Raw genomic sequence first — 17,266 nt, 5'->3', positions numbered from 1 at the left:
ACGGATGCGCCGGGTACCACGGGGGTTCCCGGCGCATCGCCGCGCTATTCGATCACCAGCTCCCAACCCTCGGGCAGGCTCGCGGTGAGTATCTCGGTGCCACGCACTTCCATGTCGATCGTGTCGGTGCCGAGCCGGAAATCGGCCAGGCGCACGATGCCCCACGAGGCGGGCACGCGCGGACGAACCGTCAGGGTCTTGGCGGGGACGTCCGGGTCGATGCCGACGAAGGAGCGGATGAGCAGCAGCGGCGCGGCGCTGGCCCAGGCCTGCGGGGAGCAGGAGGTGGGGTACGGCACGGGTGCGGCGAAGCGTCCACGGGGGAAACCGCAGAACAGCTCCGGCAGGCGGCCGTCGAAAGCCGCTGCCGCGTCGAGCAGCCCGGCCGAGAGCTGGGTGGCCAGTTCGATCGCGCCCGGCACGTGCTGGTACCGCATGAGCCCGGCCACCGCGATGGCCGTGTCGTGCGGCCACACCGAACCGCAGTGGTAGCTCATCGGGTTGTAGGCACCCATGTTGGCAGCCAGTGTGCGCAAACCGAAGCCGGAGTCCATCTCCGGCGAGGACAGGTGCCGGATCAGGATCTCGGCGTGCTCGTCGGTGGCGATTCCCGACCACAGACAGTGGGCCGCGTTGCTGGTGAGCGCGTCGACCTGGCGCTTGTTGCCGTCCAAGGCCACGGCGTACCAACCGCACTGGGGTAGCCAGAACTGCTCGGCGAATTTCGTGCGCAAGGCGACGGCGCGTTCGCGCATCTTGCGGGCCAGCGGTTCGTCGTCGAAGGCGTCGGCGAGTTCGGCGCGCGCCAGCAGCGCCGCGTAGACGTACCCCTGCACCTCGCACAGCGCGATCGGCGCCTGCGCGAGCTGGCCGCTCGCGAAATTGATGCCGTCGAAGCTGTCTTTCCAGCCCTGGTTGATGAGTCCACGGTCGGTGGCGCGCACGTATTCGACGAAACCGTCGTCGTCGCGGTCACCGAAGTCGGTGATCCAGCCGATGGCGGCGTCGGCGGCGGGTAGCAGGGTGGCGATCGACGCGGGATCGGCGCCCCAGCGCAGACATTCGGCGAGCAGCATCACGAACAGCGGGGTGGCGTCGACCGTGCCGTAGTAGATCTGGCCACCGAGGACCTGCCCGACGGCCGGGCCACGCCGCATCTCGTGCATGATGCGGCCCGGTTCCTCCTCGACCAGCGGATCCACTGTCTCGCCCTGCAATTCGGCCAGCTGCTGCAGCGTGCCGAGGGCGAGGTCGGTTTCCAGCGGCAGCGACATCCAGGCGGTGAGCAAGGAGTCGCGACCGAACAGGGTCATGAACCAGGGCGCGCCCGCCGCGACGAACGGCCGGCCGGTCCCGGAATCGCTGTGGATCTGCAGTGCGCCGAGGTCGCTTTCGCTGCGTCGCAGTATCCGGTTGAGCATCAGGGAATCGCTGGTGATGTCGGTGGCCGTGGCCCGCCAGGCCTGGATCTTCTTCACCGGTTCGCTCGCCCGGTAGCGTTCGCCCACCGAACCCTGCATCGGCGGGCGCTGGGCCGCGCCCGCGGGCAGGGCCGCGATCTCGGTCTGCCAGCGACCGCCCGCGGGCACGACGATGCGCCAGATCATGGTGCCGGGCAGCACCATCGGCTCCACCGTCGAGGTGAGGGCGAGCCCGCGCGCCAGGTCGGCGCGGTCGTGTAGCAGCAGTTCGCCGTCGGCGGTGGTCATCTCCGCGCGGCGCCCGCCAGCACGGCCCTCCTTCACCGAGAACAGGTCGACGAAGTCGGCGTCGACGTGCACCTCGAGCACGACCGCGGTGGCTTCGCGGCTCATGTTCTCGAGGGTGATCACCTCGTGCATGCCCTCGGCGACGAGCCGGTCGCGCACCACGAGCAGGGTGCTGTCGGCCATGCCGGCCTGGGGCGGCCTGCGCAGCACGAAACGCGCCGCGAAGGCCTCCGGGCTCAGCACCGACAGCGGCTCGGGCTTCTTGCCGTCGACCAGCAGTTCCCAGCGCGAGATGACCCGGGCGTCACGGAAGAACAAACCCTGCGGTTTGCCCGGCTCCACGTCGCCGAGCCGGTCCGAGAGGCAGAAGGTGCCGCCCTCGACCAGGGTCACATTGCCGCCGTGGCCGCCGAGCCCGGCCGGTTCACCCGCGTTCAGCGGAGTCGGGCTCGGCTGCGCGTCGCTGTGGCTCATGCGCGCCCGGTGGTCGCCGCGACGGACGGCATCGCGAAGGCGCCGCCGTATCCGATCGTGGTGCGCGCCAGAATTTCCCGGTACACCTGTTCGTAGCCACGGCCGAGGGTGTCGGCGCCGAAGTTGGCCTCCACGTGCGCCCGGCAGGCGGCCGGGTCGTAGGTGGCGACCTCGTGGATCGCGGCGGGCAGTTCGGCGGGATCCTCGCAGATGCGCGCGGTGACTCCGTCGACCAGCACCTCGCTCACCGCGCCGCCGCGCAGGGCGACAACCGGTGTGCCACAGACCATTGCCTCGATCATCACCATGCCGAACGGCTCCTCCCAGCGAATGGGGAACAGCAGACACCGAGCTCCGGCCAACAGTTTACGCTTGGCGGTCGCGTCGGCGAGGCCGAATACATGATCGTCCGCGGTGAGCCGGGGGCGCACGTATTCCTCGAAGTAGGCCTTTTCCGGCGGTTCGGAGCACTTGCCCGCCAGGATCAGCGGGATACCGGCCTCGTGGGCGGCGTCGAGGGCCAGGTGCGGGCCCTTGTCCATCGAGAAGCGGCCGAGGAACAGCGCGTAGTTGTCCTTCTCCGGCTGGAAGGGCCACTGATCCGGGCGGAGCGCGTTGTGCACGCGACCGGCCCAGCCCAGATCCGGCGCCAGCTCGCGCTGCCGATCGCTGATGGCGATCAGCGAGCACTCCTCGCCGAGTTCGCGGTAGTAGCGGTAGCAGTCGTCCTGGACGGGGCCGTGGACGGTGACCACGGTCGGCAGGCCGAGATTGGCGTAGGCGGGGGCGTTGAGCGGTCCGGCGAACGTGTGGTCGTGCACCAGGTCGATGCCCTCGGTGTCGGCCAGTCGCTCGATCGCGCGGCGCACGCGCAGCGCGTGAACCACCTCCGGGAACGGGTCGCCGAGCCGCTCGGGCACGATCCGGTCCCACAGCGGGACGAAATTCGCTTTGGTACCGGCCTCGCCCGCACCGAACAGGGTGACGTGATGGCCGCGCTCACACAGGGAATCGACCAATTCGGCGACAACGGCTTCCACCCCGCCGTACGCCTTGGGGGGAACATCGAAATACGGTGGCACGACCATCGCAATTCGCAGTGGGCCACCATTGTGCTCGATCGAATAGAGATCAGAACTGGAGAACCCGGTCGGCGACATTGCCGACATATCTGTACTCATGACCTTCCTTCCAGGGACACAACCTCGCAACACTTGCGCGAACAAGAGATGGCCGCCTCGGCGGGGTGGAGACCGAGAGCTTCACCGCCGTCCATGGGGCATGGTTGGCCTGGCCAGGCGCGGAGCGCACCGCTGGGGTGCCCGCCTGATCAGAGGGGCCGTCAAGGAACGTACCCCGCTACCGGAAAGTAAACCAGCATGTTGCTGGTTTTGTTGTACGCGATTCCCTGCCGCGACAGCAGATTCCGCCGTCACGGCCGGTCTACGCCGTACAGAGAATTGTCACGGCCGAGTCGCGCCGCGGTCGACCGGCGGCCGTAGCGCATCGAGCGACCGACCAGCACACTTCGATTACGGTTCGCATTCTGATCGCTTGGCCAACTCCAGGCAGGCGATGCCGCCGAATTCGGCGACGACGAGCCGCCCGTCACCATAGACCAGATAGTCGACGAATTTCGCGGCGAGCGATCCGGCGGGCATGTTGCCGCCCGGGTAGTCGTGGAAGACGAATTCCACCGAGTAGAACGGGTAGCTGCGGTCGGCCACATGGGTTTTGGTCGCAGGCTGCCCATCGATGGTCACCGCGCGCAACCCCTCGCCGACGGTCGTCGCCTCGAGATAGCCCACCGCACCCGGCGTCGCGGCGACGACCTCGGCCATCTCCGTGGTGGAGCCGACCTCGCAGTGCACCAGTCGCGATCTGCCCGCGCAGAATTCGGGATGGTAGAGCGGGCGCTGCCAGTCGAGCAGCCGGGCTTCGAGGGCGAACCGCGATCCCGACCCGTGCTGGCGATCCACCACCACCACGGGCAGATCCGGACCACCGAGCATCCGCCAGTTGTCGATCTCGCCACGGAACAGGCGCTGGATCTGCGCGGTCGACAGATCGGCGATGCCGAGGTCCGGGTGGGTGACGACGGCGAACGGCGCCACCGCGAACGGTGTTTCGAACAGGTCGGGGAAGGTGTCGCGCTTGGGGCCCTCACCGATGGCGACGGTGTTCGGTGCTTGCTCCGGCTTGTCGAGGACACGCAGACCGTCGCTGGTACCGGCGAAATCGAAGGTGAACTCGGCACCGGAACAGTGCGTTTCGTAGTTTTCGGCGACCTCGCGGACCATCTTCTCCATGGCGGTGGAGCCGACGAGGGTGAGGTTGCCGTCCGCGCAGTCGCTCGGTGGTGGGTCGGTGCGCGTCAGGGCGACGCCGAGCTGGACCAGGACGAGGACCAGTAGGAAGACGCTGAGCGCGATCAAGGGCCACGATCGCGAGCCGCTGCGCGTCGTTTTCGCCTGCTGCGCACTACCGCGCAGGCCTGTCAGCGTCGGCTTGTCGAACGCGGCGAGCCCGCGTTTGTTGTTCAGGACGGCGAGGATCTTGTAGTGGCCCTTACGGTCGATCGGCGCCTTCGGCAGGTCGACGATGCCTTCGAGCGTGTCGCCCGCATCGACGTTGCGCCAACCTATTCCCGACTCCGGCCCGAGGCTGCCCGCGTAGACGCCATCCAGTTCCGTGACCGCGACCGCGACCACCTGACGGCCCGGAAATGTCAGGTGCAGACCGGCTTTCGGAAGCGCGGGGTCGGCAAGGGCGTAATCGTCCTTTTCGATGGGCAGCGACCCGACATTCTCGATGCGCACCAGTGCCAGCGACAACTTGTGCAGTTCCAAGTCGTCGCCGCCGGGCGCCCCTGTCTGCAGATTCCGCAACGCCCCGGTGACATCGACCTCCCCCGGCGAACTCGGCGCGGGAAACTGGATCTGCCCGGTCACCGGGGTGTCCATCTGCACCCGGAAGCCGATCCTTTTGTAACCGGGGAACACGAACTGCCGCAGGAAGGTCGCGACCGCGACGACCACGCCGAGCACCGACAGCACGATCTCGATCGGAAAGTTCACCAGTCCCCCACGCCACTCGTCCGAATCGAGTTGTATCAGAGGGAAACCCGCTGCCCGGCCGCCGACATCAGCTGTTGGGCAAACCTTCACCCACCGGATTCCGCCGTCCAGGCGAGCAGGTCGTCCAGCGGCCACGTATTGACGACCCGCTCCGCCGTCACCCCGTGCGCGACGGCGCGTTCGCATCCGTAGCCCTGCCAGGACAACTGGCCCGGTGCGTGGGCGTCGGTGTCGATGCTGAAGTAGCAGCCGACCTCGACGGCGAGGTCGATCAGCCGACCGGGCGGGTCGCGGCGTTCGGGGCGGCTGTTGATCTCCACGGCCGTGCCGTACTTGCGACAGGCCTCGAAGACGAGTTCGGCGTCGAACCGGGATTCGGGGCGGGTGCCACGCCCGCCTTCCACGAGCCGGCCGGTGCAGTGGCCGAGCACGTCGACATTCGGGTCGGCAACGGCGTAGACCATGCGTTTGGTCATGGTCGCGCTGTCGTCGCGCAGGTGCGAGTGCACGCTGGCGACCACGATGTCGAGCCGTTCGAGCAGGTCGGCGCGCTGGTCGAGGGTGCCGTCGTCGAGGATGTCGACCTCGATGCCGGTGAGGATGCGGAAGGGGGCGAGTTCGTCGTTGAGTTCGGCGATCACGTCGAGCTGACGAAGCAACCGTTCGGCCGACAACCCGTTGGCGACTTTCAATCGCGGGGAGTGGTCGGTGAGTGCGCAGTACTCGTGGCCGAGTGCGGCGGCCATGCGCATCATCTCGCCGATCGGGCTGCCGCCGTCGGACCAGTCCGAGTGGGTGTGCAGGTCACCGCGCAGCACGGTGCGCAGGGGTTCGCCCGCGGGGCCGATGGGTTCGGCGGCCGTGCGCAGGTCGGCCAGGTAGGCGGGGATCTCACCGGCACAGGCCTGTTCGATGACCGTGGCGGTCTTGGGTCCGATACCGGGCAGGTCCTGCCAGCTGTGTTCGGCCGCGCGCGAGGATCTTTCGACCTCCGACAACCCCTCGACCACGTCGGCGGCCCGCCGGTAGGCCTTCACGCGATGGGTCTGGGCGCGCGATCGTTCGAGCCAGAACGCGATCTCGCGCAGGGCGGCAACCGGATCGAGGCCCGTCATCGCTACCGGATCCGGCCGTACTTGAGGAAGGCGACACCGTCGGAATACACCCGGCTGGTGATCACCCGGAAGCGTTCGGGCTCGGGCAGTTTCATGCCCCCACCGAACAGTGGCCTGCCGGTGCCGAGCAGCACCGGATACAGCTTCAGGAACACCTGATCGATCTCGGGCAGCAGGGTCTGGGCGAGTTCACCGCCACCGCAGAGCCAGATACCCAGGCCTGCTTGCTTTTTGAGATCGCGCACCGCCGCGACCGGATCGTCCGAGATCACCTCGACACCGGGTGCGGGCGGCTCGGGCATCGTGGTCGACACGACGAACTGGCGCAGATGCTCGTACGGGCTGGCGGTGCCGGTGCGCACTCCGAAGTCGTGGGCCTTGCGGCCCATGATGACGGTGTCGAAGTAGATATTGCCCGCCGCGACCCCGCGCGCCTCGCGCACCTTGGTCGGAAGCGTCTCCGGGTATTGCGAGATGATCGAGGGCACATGATCACCGCCCACCGGGAAGAAGTCCACCGACCCATCCTCGGCGGCGATGAAACCGTCGATCGTCGATGCCACGAAATACGTCAGCTTGCGCATACCCGTCCTCCTGGGACCCCACCTGCGGCAGATCTGTCAGTGAAACGGTATCGCGCTCGGATCAGCGCCGACGCGGCTTCCGCTGACACGTCGGACAGGAAAACGACGAGCGATTCATGAACTGCTCACGGATCAGCAGCGCACCGCACCGGTCGCACGGTTCGTTCTCGCGGCCGTAGGCGGCCAGTGACCGGGAGAAATACCCGGATTCGCCGTTCACGTTCACATACAGCGCGTCGAAGGAGGTGCCGCCGACGGCCAGTGCCTCGGTCATCACGGCGGTGACGGCGTCGAGCAGGGTGCGCAGCGCGGGACGGGTCAGGCTCGCGGCGATGCGGGTGCCGTGCAAGCCTGCCCTCCAGAGGGCCTCGTCGGCATAGATGTTCCCGATGCCCGAGACCACGGTCTGATCGAGCAGCACCCGTTTGATCTCGGTGTTCTTGGCCCGGATCGCGGCGACGACGGCTTCGCGATCGAAACGCGGATCGAGCGGGTCGCGGGCGATGTGGGCGACCGTGTCGGGGACGACGCTGCCGTCGACCTCGACGAGACCGGCCAGCGACCACCCGCCGAAAGTGCGCTGGTCGACGAACCGCAATTCGGCACCGTCGTCGAGGGTCGCCCGAATGTGGGCGTGTTTCTCGACGGGCGCCGCGGCGGGCTGAACCAGCATCTGACCGCTCATCCCCAGATGCACGACCAGGGCCAGGTCCATTGCCGCTGCCGACGTGGTGTCGCCGCTGCCGGTCCGGTGCGGCCCGGCCTCGTCGAAGGTGAGCCAGAGATACTTGCCGCGACGGTGGGCGGCGTCGATGCGCAGCCCGGTGAGCTGCGCGGCCAGGTCGGCCGGACCCGCAACATGCCTGCGCACAGCACGCGGATGGGTGACGGTCACGTCCTCGAGGACCCGGCCGACGGCGTGCTCGGCCAGACCGCGCCGCACCACCTCGACTTCGGGAAGTTCCGGCACGTCAGGCTTGGGCGGCTTCGTCCGCGGCGGCGGTCTTCTCGGTGAGCGCCTTGTAGGCGGCACCGGCGGCCTTCTGCTCGGCTTCCTTCTTGGAGCGGCCGACACCCGAACCGTACGGATTCCCGGCGATCACCGTGGTGGCGGTGAACTCCTTGTTGTGATCCGGGCCGGTGGAGGTGATCTCGTAGGCGGGCACGCCGAGACCGCGTTCGGCGGTGAGTTCCTGCAAGCTGGTCTTCCAGTCGAGGCCCGCGCCCATGCGTGGACCGCGCTCGAGGAGATCGGCGAACAGGCGAAGCACCACACCACGCGCGACCTCGATGCCGTGCTCGAGGTGCACCGCACCGAGCAGCGACTCCATGCCGTCGGCGAGGATGCTCGGCTTGTCGCGGCCGCCGGTGAGCTCTTCGCCCTTGCCGAGCAGCAGGTATTGACCGAGTCCGCCGTCGCCGAGGCCACGCGCCACTTCGGCGAGCGCGTGCATATTCACCACACTGGCGCGCAGCTTCGCGAGTTCACCTTCGGACTTCTCCGGGTGCTCGGTGTAGAGGCGTTCGGTGATGCTCAGGCCGAGCACCGAGTCGCCGAGGAATTCCAGGCGCTCGTTGGTCGGCAGGCCACCGTTCTCGTACGCGTACGACCGGTGCGTCAGCGCGAGGCGCAGAAGCTCCGGTCGTACGTCGACACCGAGGGCGGCGAGGAGACTGGCGTGATCGGTCACGTCGCTACGTTTGATCGGACGATCAGACAGCAGCGGTGACCTGGCGGCCCTTGTAGGTACCGCAGGACGGGCACGCGATGTGCGGGAGGGTCTTCTCACCGCAGGCACGGTTCGGGCAGGTCACCAGGGTCGGCGCGACGGCCTTCCACTGGCTGCGCCGCGACCGGGTGTTGGAACGGGACATCCGGCGCTTGGGAACAGCCACGGCTACTTCTCCTCTTGGTTTTCGCTGACCACACGGGCGTCGTCTGCCCCGGGAGCGGATCGGTCTTGGGGGGTGGAACCCTCGGCGGGATCGCCGGTGCCGGGCGCCTCGGTGGCGAACGATGCCAACTTGGCCCAGCGGGGATCCAGTATCTCATGCCCATGATCGGGACCGGCAATCGCCATCCGCACACCGCATTCGGGGCACAGGCCCGCGCAGTCCGGCGTGCACAGCGGCTGCAGCGGAAGCTCCAGCCCGATGGCGTCGAGAATCACCGGCTCGAGGTCGATGAGGTCGTCTTCCATGCGGTAGACCTCGGCGTCCTCGGTCGTCTGCTCGGTCTTGCTGTCCGGATACGCGAACAGTTCCGTCAGACGAACCTCGACCCGGTCCTCGAACGGCTCGAGGCAGCGCGAGCACTCCCCGACCGTCGGCCCGGACACCGTGCCGGTGACCAGCACGCCCTCCGAGACGGCCTGCAACTGCAGGTCCAGGTCCACCTCGGCGTCGGCCGGGATGGCGATCAGGTCGAGACCCATCCGCTCGTGCTCGGTGGCGGTGCGCCGCACCTCCCGCATGGTTCCCGGCCGACGGCCGAGATTGCGGACATCCAGCACGAAACCCGCGTCGGACACAGGACCGTTGCTGGTCTTGTGCGGACGCGAAGGCGAACCGGAACGGGCGGACATCACAAACTCACTTCTGCTGAGGGGATCGTGGGCAACCACTCAACAGTAATGCAGGACCCCGTCCGAATTCAAAACGTCACCGGCGGTGCTCGGCGGCGTATTCGGGATAGTCGGGCGCCGGAGCGCCGCGCATGTGCCTGCGGCCCCGGGTGATCGTGCGCCGGGTGGTGGTGAGCGTCTCCTCGAGTGCGGCGAGTTTGCCGTCGAATTCGGCCATCCGCTGATCGACGTATTCGTCGCATTCGGCGCGGACCCGGTCGGACTCGGCCTGCGCCTCGTCGATCAGGCGCGCGGACTCGGCGTGCGCGGCCCGCACGACCTCGGTCTGCGAGATCAGCCGGGCCTGCTCGGCCTCACCGTCGGCGACCGAGCGTTCGTAGGAGGCCTTGCCCGCCTCGATGGCGCGGTCGGCGTCGATCTGGGCGCGGCCGGTGAGTTCGTCGTATTCGGCGTTGCCGTCGGCGACCACCTGGTCGGCTTCGGCCTGGGCGGCGGCGACGAGCCGGTCGGCGTGCGCGGTGGCCTCGGCGACCATGCGGTCGGCGTGGGCCTTGGCGTCGGCCAGGATCCGGTCGGCCTCGGCGCGGGCGTCCTCGACGGTGGTTCGGGCCTGCTCGTTGGCGGAGGTGATGGTGGTCTCGGCGCCCGCGCGGGCGTCGCCGACGATCTTGTCGCGGTGGTCGAGCACGTCCTGGGCGTCGTCGAGTTCGCCGGGCAGGGCGTCACGGACGTCGTCGAGGAGCTCGAGGACGTCACCTCGGGGCACGATGCAGCTGCGGGTCGGCGGGATGCCGCGCGCCTCCTCGACGATGGCGACGAGCTCGTCGAGTGCTTCGAATACGCGATACATGCTCACTACCCTCCTGCGGACTCACGGCGAAAACGGCTACCGCCGTGCCCAGTCTGCCCGTGATCGGCCGGTGTGCCGAATGTCGGCGCGGTGTGTCGCGACAGTGTCCGAGATCGCACGAATATCAAGTGGAGTGCAACCCTCCACTTCGCTACGATCGAAGGGCACGACAACGGCGTCGACGCCTGTACCGCGATCGGAGCGATCATGACCGTCCTGGAAACACCGAAGTATCCGGTGACGAGCGTTTTCACACCCTGGTTCGCCCCGTACCCCACGACGATGCCCGCCGCACCCGCGGCCCACCCCCGGCTCGACCGCGCCCTCGAGTACCTGCGCGGCGACCGCGCTTTCCCCCAGCTCATCCGCTTCGCCCTGGTCGGCGGCGCCAGCAATATCGCCTACGTGCTGCTGTTCTTCACGATGATCGGCACGGGCCCGCTGGTGGCCAATGTGGTCGGCTCGATCGTGAGCACCGTGATCGCCAACGAACTGCACCGTCAGCTCACCTTCCACGCCGCCGATCGCGTCGGCTGGTTCACCGCGCAGTGGGAAGGTGGCGGGCTCGCCCTGCTCGGGCTGGTCATCACGACGGCGAGCCTCGGCGCGCTCGGTGTCTGGGCCCCCGGTCTCGGCGATGTCGCGCAGGCGCTGGCCGTGCTCACCATCACCGCCGCCGTCGGCGGTCTGCGCTTCCTGGCGCTGCGCGGCTTCGTCTTCTAGCCGCGCCGCTCGGCCAGGCGGTCGAGGAGGCGCTTGTGGACGGCCGGGGGGAGCATGTCGGTGACGTCGCCGCCGTAGGCCGCTACTTCCTTCACCAGAGAGCTGGACAGGAAGCTCAGTGACGGGTTGGTGGCGATGAAGAAGGTGTCGACGCCCGCCAGTTTGTGGTTCATCTGGGCCATCTGCAGTTCGTAGCCGAAGTCGCCCGCGTCGCGCAGACCCTTCACGATCGCTGTGACGCCCTCCTGCTTGGCGAAGTCGACGGTGAGCCCCTGCCACGATGCGACGCGGACGTTGGGCAGGTGCGCCACCGATTCGCGCAGTAGTTCCATGCGCTCCTCGACGGTGAACATGCCCTGCTTCTTGGGGTTCACCATCACGGTGACGATGACCTCGTCGAATTGCGCGGCGGCGCGGGTGAACACGTCGAGGTGACCGTTGGTGACCGGGTCGAAGGAACCGGGGCACAGTGCTGCTGCAGCCATAGCTCAGACGCTAGCACCGAACTCGGCGAGCTCGATCCTCGTCTCCCCGTATTTACGTGCCTTCAGCACCGAATACCCTGCGGGCCAGGTGATTTCGGGTGATCGGATGGAACGTTCCACCACCACGAGCGCCTCGGGGGCGAGCCAGCCGTGTTCGGCGAGGGCCCGCAGGTCGGCGGTGACGTCGTCGGTGCTCACGTCGTAAGGCGGGTCGGAGAACACGACGTCGTACGCCACGGGAGCGGGACGCGCCAGTACCGAGGCGACGCTGCCGAGCCGCAGTTCGGCGCCGGGCAGGTTCAGCTCGGCGATATTGGCGCGCACCACCGCGCCCGCCTTGCGATCGGCCTCGATCAGTAGCGCCTGGGTCGCGCCGCGCGAGAGCGCTTCGAGCCCGAGCGCGCCCGATCCGGCGTACAGGTCGAGTACCCGTGCGCCGTCGAGATCGAGCCGGGCGTCGATCGCGCTGAACAACGCCTCACGCACCCGGTCGGAGGTGGGCCGGGTACCGGCGGGCGGCACCGCGAGGCGCCGCCCGCCGGCCACACCGGCGATGATGCGGGTCATTCCGACTCGCGCGCGGCCAGTTCCACCAGCAGATCCCCACCTTCGACCTGCTGCACCTTGGCGGTGGCGATGCGCCGGACCACACCGGCGCGCGGCGCGGTGATGGCCGCTTCCATCTTCATGGCCTCGATGGTGCCGACGGTGTCACCGGCGTTGATGGTGTCGCCCTCGGTCACCGCGAGAGTCACTACACCGGCGAACGGTGCCGCGATGTGACCGGGGTTGTTCTTGTCGGCCTTCTCGGCGGCAGGCACCTCGGAGGCGACCGACCGGTCGCGCACCGCGATCGGGCGCAGCTGCCCGTTCATGATGCACATGACCGTGCGCATGCCCTTCTCGTCCGGCTCGGAGATGGCTTCCAGGCCGATGAGCAGGGTGACGCCCTTCTCCAGCTGCACCCGGTGCTCCTCGCCGCGGCGCAGACCGTAGAAGAACTGGTTCTCCGACAGGCCGGTGGTGTCGCCGTACTTGTCGCGGTGGGCCAGGAACTCGGCGGTCGGGCCGGGGAACAGCAGCCGGTTGAGGGTGGCGCGCCGTTCTTCGGAGGTGCCGTCGAGCCCGGCCTGATCGGCCGGGGTGAGCGGGGTTTCCGGCTTGGGTTCGCTGCGGCCGGCCAGGGCCTTGCTGCGGAACGGTTCGGGCCAGCCACCGGCCGGTTCGCCGAGTTCGCCGCGCAGGAACCCGATCACCGAGTCCGGGATGTCGTAGCGGCCGGGGTCGGCGGCGAAGTCCTCGATGTCGACGCCGGAACCGACCAGGGCGAGGGCCAGGTCGCCGACGACCTTCGACGACGGCGTCACCTTGATGAGACGGCCCAGCAGCCGGTCGGCCGCCGCGTACTTGGCCTCGACCTCCTCGAACCGGTCACCGAGGCCGAGCGCGATCGCCTGCTGACGCAGGTTCGACAGCTGACCGCCGGGGATCTCGTGGGTGTACACGCGCCCGGTCGGTGCGGGCAGCCCCGACTCGAACGGCGCGTACACCTTGCGCAGCGCCTCCCAGTACGGCTCGAGATCGCACACGTTCTGCAGGTTCAGGCCGGTATCACGCTCGGTGTGCGCGGCCGCGGCGACGATCGCCGACAGCGCGGGCTGCGACGTGGTACCCGCCATCGCGGCGCTCGCACCGTCGACCGCGTCGGCACCGGCCTGCCAGGCGGCGAGGTAGGTGGCGAGCTGACCGCCGGGAGTGTCGTGGGTGTGCACGTGCACGGGCAGATCGAAGTTGCTGCGCAGCGCGGTGACCAGCTTCGCGGCCGCCGGTGCGCGCAGCAGACCGGCCATGTCCTTGATGGCCAGCACGTGGGCGCCCGCGTCGACGATCTGCTCGGCCAGCTTCAGGTAGTAGTCGAGCGTGTAGAGCTGCTCGTCGGGGTTGAGCAGGTCGCCGGTGTAGGACATGGCGACCTCGGCGATCGAGGTGCCGGTCTCGCGGACCGCGTCGATGGCCGGGCGCATCTGGTCGACATTGTTGAGGGCGTCGAAGATGCGGAAGATGTCGATGCCGGTGGTGGCGGCCTCGGACACGAACGCCCGCGTCACCTGCTCCGGGTACGGCGTGTAGCCGACGGTGTTGCGGCCGCGCAGCAGCATCTGCAGACAGATGTTCGGCACCGCCTCGCGCAGCGCGGCGAGGCGCTCCCACGGATCCTCGTGCAGGAAGCGAAGCGCCACATCGTAAGTCGCGCCGCCCCACGCCTCGATCGACAGCAGCTCGGGGGTGAGCCGGGCGACGTGGCCCGCCACACCGAGCAGGCCGTTGGTGCGCACCCGGGTGGCGAGCAGCGACTGATGCGCGTCGCGGAAGGTGGTGTCGGTGACGCCGACGGCCTTCTGCTCGCGCAGGGCCTGCGCGAAACCTTCCGGTCCGAGGGCGAGCAGACGCTGGCGCGAACCGTCCGGCGGCGGCACCGTCAGGTCGACGGCGGGCAGCTTGTCGTAGGGGTACACCGTGGTCGGGCGGTCACCGTTGGGCTTGTTGACGGTGACATCGGCCAGGTAGGTCAGGATCTTGGTGCCACGGTCGGCCGACCCGCGCGAGGTGAGCAGTTCGGGGCGCTCGTCGATGAACGAGGTGGTCACCCGGCCCGCCTGGAAGTCGGGATCGTCGAGCACCGACAGCAGGAACGGGATATTGGTCGTCACGCCACGGATGCGGAACTCGGCCAGCGCGCGGCGGGCACGAGCGGCGGCCGCGGGCAGGTCGCGGCCACGGCAGGTGAGCTTGACCAGCATGGAGTCGAAGTAGGCGCCGATCTCCGCGCCCAGGTTCGCGCCGCCGTCGAGACGGATACCCGCGCCGCCGGGCGTGCGGTAGGCGGTGATGCGCCCGGTGTCGGGACGGAAACCGTTGGCCGGGTCCTCGGTGGTGATGCGGCACTGCAGCGCGGCGCCGCGGATCGCCACCTTGTCCTGGCTCAGGCCCAGGTCGGCGAGGGTTTCCCCGGCGGCGATGCGCAACTGCGACTGCACCAGGTCGACATCGGTGATCTCCTCGGTCACCGTGTGCTCCACCTGGATGCGCGGGTTCATCTCGATGAACACGTGGTTGCCGCGCTCGTCGAGCAGGAACTCGACGGTGCCCGCGTTGCTGTACCCGATCTGGCGGGCGAAGGCGACGGCGTCGGCGCAGATCCGCTCGCGCAGCGCCGGGTCGAGGTTCGGGGCGGGCGCGAGCTCGATGACCTTCTGGTGGCGGCGCTGCAGCGAGCAGTCGCGCTCGAACAGGTGCATCACATTGCCGTGCTGGTCGGCCAGGATCTGCACCTCGATGTGACGGGGGTTCACCACCGCCTGCTCGAGGAATACCGTGGGGTCGCCGAAAGCCGACTCGGCCTCGCGCGAGGCCGCCTCGATCGACTCGCGCAGCTGCTCCGGCGCGGCGACCCGGCGCATGCCGCGCCCGCCACCACCGGCCACCGCCTTGACGAAGATCGGGTACTCGAGCTGCTCGGATGCGGCGAGCAGCTCGTCGATGTCGGCACTCGGTTCGCTCGACTTCAGCACCGGCAGACCGGCGGCCCGGGCGGCCTCGATCGCGGTCGCCTTGTTGCCCGCCATCTCCAGGACCTGCGCCGACGGGCCGATGAAGGTGATGCCCTCGCGTGCGCAGGCCGCGGCGAGGTCGGGGTTCTCCGACAGGAATCCGTAGCCGGGGTAGATGGCGTCGGCGCCCGCGCTCTTGGCCGCGTCGATGATCGCCTCGATCGAGAGGTACGCCCGGACCGGGTGCCCCTCCTCGCCGATCTGATACGACTCGGCCGCCTTCAGCCGGTGGACGGAGTTGCGGTCCTCGTGCGGGAAGACCGCGACCGTTCCGATGCCGAGTTCGTAGGCCGCGCGGAAGGCACGGATAGCGATCTCGCCGCGATTGGCGACCAAGACTTTCGAGAACATTGGACCACGGTACCCGGCCGCATCGACCCGTCCGGCACGCAAGGTGGGTTCGCAGCATTCTTCACCGCCGCCCCCGCCCACCTGCGAACCGGCGGTTACGCGGCCGTCACATCTCACCACCGCGCGCCGGCTCCGGTGCGATCGGCGCCCACGATCGCTTCGCATGTTACGCACGAGTAATCCAGGGCAGAATCCCTTGCGGGACTGCACTTCTCCTAGGGCATTCCACACTTTCAGCGAACATTGCGAACCAGCGGCGCTAGGATCCTGGCGTGCGGAAGATGTACGCGGGGGCCAGACTTCGACGGCTACGCGAAGAACGACGGATGACCCAGGCCGCGCTGGCCAAATCGCTCGATCTCTCGCCGAGTTACCTCAACCAGCTCGAGCGCGATCAGCGTCCGCTCACCATTCCCGTTCTGCTGAAACTGAATTCGACCTTCGACCTGGACGTGCAGTTCTTCGCCGCCGATTCCGACGCGCGGCTGGTCTCGGACCTGCACGAGGTGCTCGTCGAGGCGGCGGGCGGCGGCGACACCGCACCGATCACCGAGGTGGAGGAGCTGGCCACCCGGCTGCCGGAGGTGGCGCGGATCGTCATCGCCATGCACCGGCGGCTGCGCGCGGCCACCGATCAGCTCGATCTGCTCTCCTCCCGCGTCGACACCCCGACCGGCGCGCCGGGCACACCGCTGCCCTACGAGGATGTCCGGGACTTCTTCTACGACCACCGCAACCACATCGCCACCCTCGATCACGCCGCCGAGCAGCTGTTCGAGGAATCAGGGCTGAGCATCGGTTCGCTTGACCGGCAGCTGGCGCGGATCGCCGAGGAACGGGCGGGCGTCACCGTGCTCGTGCGAGGCGACGGCGCCGACCCGTCCATCCCAAAACGCCACTACGACCCGGATACGCGCACGCTCACCCTGGCCAGGCGGCTGCGGCCCGGGCAGCGCGCGTTCCAGATCGCGTCCACTCTCGGCCTGCTGCTCTACGGCCGCGAGATCGACAATGTGCTCGCCGAATCCCGGGCGCTGGTCGGGGAGTCGCGCACGCTGGCGCGGGTGGGGCTGGCCAACTACTTCGCCGGGGCGCTGATCCTGCCCTACGGGCGGTTCCTGCGGTCGGCCGAGGAACTGCGCTACGACGTCGACCTGCTCGGGTTGCGGTTCGAAGTGGGGTTCGAAACGGTGTGCCACCGGCTGGCGACGCTGCAACGACAGGGGCAGCGCGGGGTGCCGTTCTTCCTGGTACGCACCGACCGTGCGGGCAACATCTCGAAACGGCAGTCCGCCACGGCTTTCCACTTCTCCCGCGTCGGCGGCAACTGCCCACTGTGGGTCACCCACGAGGCCTTCGCCCACCCGGGACGCATCCTCACCCAGGTCGCGGAGATGCCCGACGGGCGTCGCTACCTGTGGATCGCGCGCACCACACCCGCCACGGCGCAGGGATACGGCACCGCGGCGAAGAACTTCGTCGTCGCGCTCGGGTGCGATATCGAGTACGCCGACCGGCTGGTGTACTCGCAGGGGATGCAGGTGGACGACCCGAATATCGCCGTGCCGATCGGGGCCGGGTGCAAGGTGTGCGAGCGGCCCGCCTGCCCGCAGCGGGCGTTCCCGCAGATCGGCCGGCCGCTGGCGGTCGCCGAGCACACGGCGACCGACCTGCCGTACCCGCGTCTGCCGCGGTGAACCCT

At 68.7% G+C, this 17,266-nt stretch carries 15 protein-coding genes; 2 read left to right on the top strand and 13 right to left on the bottom strand.

What is annotated here, in order from left to right; all coding sequences use genetic code 11:
• Positions 1–44 precede the first annotated feature (44 nt).
• The 10 genes from ACSVDM_RS24480 to ACSVDM_RS24435 form a co-directional block, all read right to left on the bottom strand.
• Positions 45–2,183, bottom strand: coding sequence for an amylo-alpha-1,6-glucosidase (locus tag ACSVDM_RS24480; RefSeq protein WP_439268201.1), 2,139 nt, complete (start codon positions 2,181–2,183; stop codon positions 45–47).
• Entirely contained in the window at positions 2,180–3,343 is a 1,164-nt protein-coding gene (locus tag ACSVDM_RS24475; RefSeq protein WP_067636786.1) for a glycosyltransferase family 4 protein, read from the bottom strand. Before ACSVDM_RS24475 ends, ACSVDM_RS24480 begins: the two co-directional genes overlap by 4 nt.
• 372 nt (positions 3,344–3,715) lie before the next feature.
• Positions 3,716–5,260, bottom strand: coding sequence for a substrate-binding domain-containing protein (locus ACSVDM_RS24470; RefSeq protein WP_439268199.1), 1,545 nt, complete (start codon positions 5,258–5,260; stop codon positions 3,716–3,718).
• Between the two features lie 86 nt (positions 5,261–5,346).
• Positions 5,347–6,375, bottom strand: coding sequence for a PHP domain-containing protein (locus ACSVDM_RS24465; protein ID WP_439268197.1), 1,029 nt, complete (start codon positions 6,373–6,375; stop codon positions 5,347–5,349).
• 2 nt (positions 6,376–6,377) lie between these two features.
• Positions 6,378–6,959 (bottom strand): dihydrofolate reductase family protein, encoded by a 582-nt coding sequence (locus tag ACSVDM_RS24460; protein ID WP_439268195.1) that lies wholly within the window; start codon positions 6,957–6,959, stop codon positions 6,378–6,380.
• Between the two features lie 61 nt (positions 6,960–7,020).
• The gene (gene mutM / locus ACSVDM_RS24455; protein WP_439268193.1) at positions 7,021–7,929 is read right to left on the bottom strand and encodes a bifunctional DNA-formamidopyrimidine glycosylase/DNA-(apurinic or apyrimidinic site) lyase; all 909 of its coding nucleotides are present in this window, start codon (positions 7,927–7,929) and stop codon (positions 7,021–7,023) included.
• Position 7,930: 1 nt separating this feature from the next.
• On the bottom strand, positions 7,931–8,650 hold the full coding sequence (gene rnc, locus ACSVDM_RS24450) for a ribonuclease III (protein WP_225279164.1): 720 nt from the start codon (positions 8,648–8,650) through the stop codon (positions 7,931–7,933).
• A gap of 22 nt (positions 8,651–8,672) precedes the next feature.
• The gene (gene rpmF, locus ACSVDM_RS24445; protein WP_022565580.1) at positions 8,673–8,855 is read right to left on the bottom strand and encodes a 50S ribosomal protein L32; all 183 of its coding nucleotides are present in this window, start codon (positions 8,853–8,855) and stop codon (positions 8,673–8,675) included.
• Positions 8,856–8,857: 2 nt separating this feature from the next.
• Positions 8,858–9,544 carry a YceD family protein gene (locus tag ACSVDM_RS24440; RefSeq protein ID WP_067493375.1) on the bottom strand — a complete coding sequence of 229 codons (687 nt, stop codon included), beginning with the start codon at positions 9,542–9,544 and terminating at the stop codon, positions 8,858–8,860.
• Between the two features lie 76 nt (positions 9,545–9,620).
• Complete coding sequence (locus ACSVDM_RS24435; RefSeq protein ID WP_439268190.1) at positions 9,621–10,394, bottom strand: DivIVA domain-containing protein; 774 nt, start codon at positions 10,392–10,394, stop codon at positions 9,621–9,623.
• Positions 10,395–10,601: 207 nt separating this feature from the next.
• On the opposite strand from ACSVDM_RS24435, the gene ACSVDM_RS24430 reads away from it, so the two are divergent.
• Positions 10,602–11,117, top strand: a complete 516-nt coding sequence (locus ACSVDM_RS24430; RefSeq protein WP_439268188.1) for a GtrA family protein — start codon at positions 10,602–10,604, stop codon at positions 11,115–11,117.
• Here ACSVDM_RS24430 and coaD read toward each other — a convergent pair.
• From coaD to ACSVDM_RS24415, 3 genes are read right to left on the bottom strand one after another with little or no spacing between them, the layout of a single operon-like run.
• A complete protein-coding gene (gene coaD, locus ACSVDM_RS24425) occupies positions 11,114–11,602 on the bottom strand; it encodes a pantetheine-phosphate adenylyltransferase (protein ID WP_067493370.1) in 489 nt (162 codons plus the stop codon). The genes ACSVDM_RS24430 and coaD overlap by 4 nt on opposite strands.
• Before the next feature lie 3 nt (positions 11,603–11,605).
• Positions 11,606–12,169 (bottom strand): 16S rRNA (guanine(966)-N(2))-methyltransferase RsmD, encoded by a 564-nt coding sequence (gene rsmD / locus ACSVDM_RS24420; RefSeq protein WP_439268185.1) that lies wholly within the window; start codon positions 12,167–12,169, stop codon positions 11,606–11,608.
• Positions 12,166–15,564, bottom strand: a complete 3,399-nt coding sequence (locus ACSVDM_RS24415) for a pyruvate carboxylase (protein ID WP_439268183.1) — start codon at positions 15,562–15,564, stop codon at positions 12,166–12,168. Before ACSVDM_RS24415 ends, rsmD begins: the two co-directional genes overlap by 4 nt.
• Positions 15,565–15,836: 272 nt before the next feature.
• On the opposite strand from ACSVDM_RS24415, the gene ACSVDM_RS24410 reads away from it, so the two are divergent.
• Positions 15,837–17,261, top strand: coding sequence for a short-chain fatty acyl-CoA regulator family protein (locus ACSVDM_RS24410; protein ID WP_084456592.1), 1,425 nt, complete (start codon positions 15,837–15,839; stop codon positions 17,259–17,261).
• The last annotated feature ends 5 nt before the right edge of the window (positions 17,262–17,266 follow it).

It is taken from the genome of Nocardia sp. JW2 (assembly GCF_051843015.1).
Taxonomy (GTDB): domain Bacteria; phylum Actinomycetota; class Actinomycetes; order Mycobacteriales; family Mycobacteriaceae; genus Nocardia; species Nocardia coubleae.
Note: the sequence above shows the minus strand (reverse complement) of the source record. Positions and strands in the feature narration are given on the sequence as shown.

Coding starts and splice junctions, on each gene's coding strand:
- ACSVDM_RS24480 (WP_439268201.1), bottom strand. CDS start 2,183: ATGAGCCACAGCGACGCGCAGCCGAGCCCGACTCCGCTGAACGCGGGT.
- ACSVDM_RS24475 (WP_067636786.1), bottom strand. CDS start 3,343: ATGTCGCCGACCGGGTTCTCCAGTTCTGATCTCTATTCGATCGAGCAC.
- ACSVDM_RS24465 (WP_439268197.1), bottom strand. CDS start 6,375: ATGACGGGCCTCGATCCGGTTGCCGCCCTGCGCGAGATCGCGTTCTGG.
- ACSVDM_RS24460 (WP_439268195.1), bottom strand. CDS start 6,959: ATGCGCAAGCTGACGTATTTCGTGGCATCGACGATCGACGGTTTCATC.
- ACSVDM_RS24440 (WP_067493375.1), bottom strand. CDS start 9,544: ATGTCCGCCCGTTCCGGTTCGCCTTCGCGTCCGCACAAGACCAGCAAC.
- ACSVDM_RS24435 (WP_439268190.1), bottom strand. CDS start 10,394: ATGTATCGCGTATTCGAAGCACTCGACGAGCTCGTCGCCATCGTCGAG.
- ACSVDM_RS24430 (WP_439268188.1), top strand. CDS start 10,602: ATGACCGTCCTGGAAACACCGAAGTATCCGGTGACGAGCGTTTTCACA.
- coaD (WP_067493370.1), bottom strand. CDS start 11,602: ATGGCTGCAGCAGCACTGTGCCCCGGTTCCTTCGACCCGGTCACCAAC.
- rsmD (WP_439268185.1), bottom strand. CDS start 12,169: ATGACCCGCATCATCGCCGGTGTGGCCGGCGGGCGGCGCCTCGCGGTG.
- ACSVDM_RS24415 (WP_439268183.1), bottom strand. CDS start 15,564: ATGTTCTCGAAAGTCTTGGTCGCCAATCGCGGCGAGATCGCTATCCGT.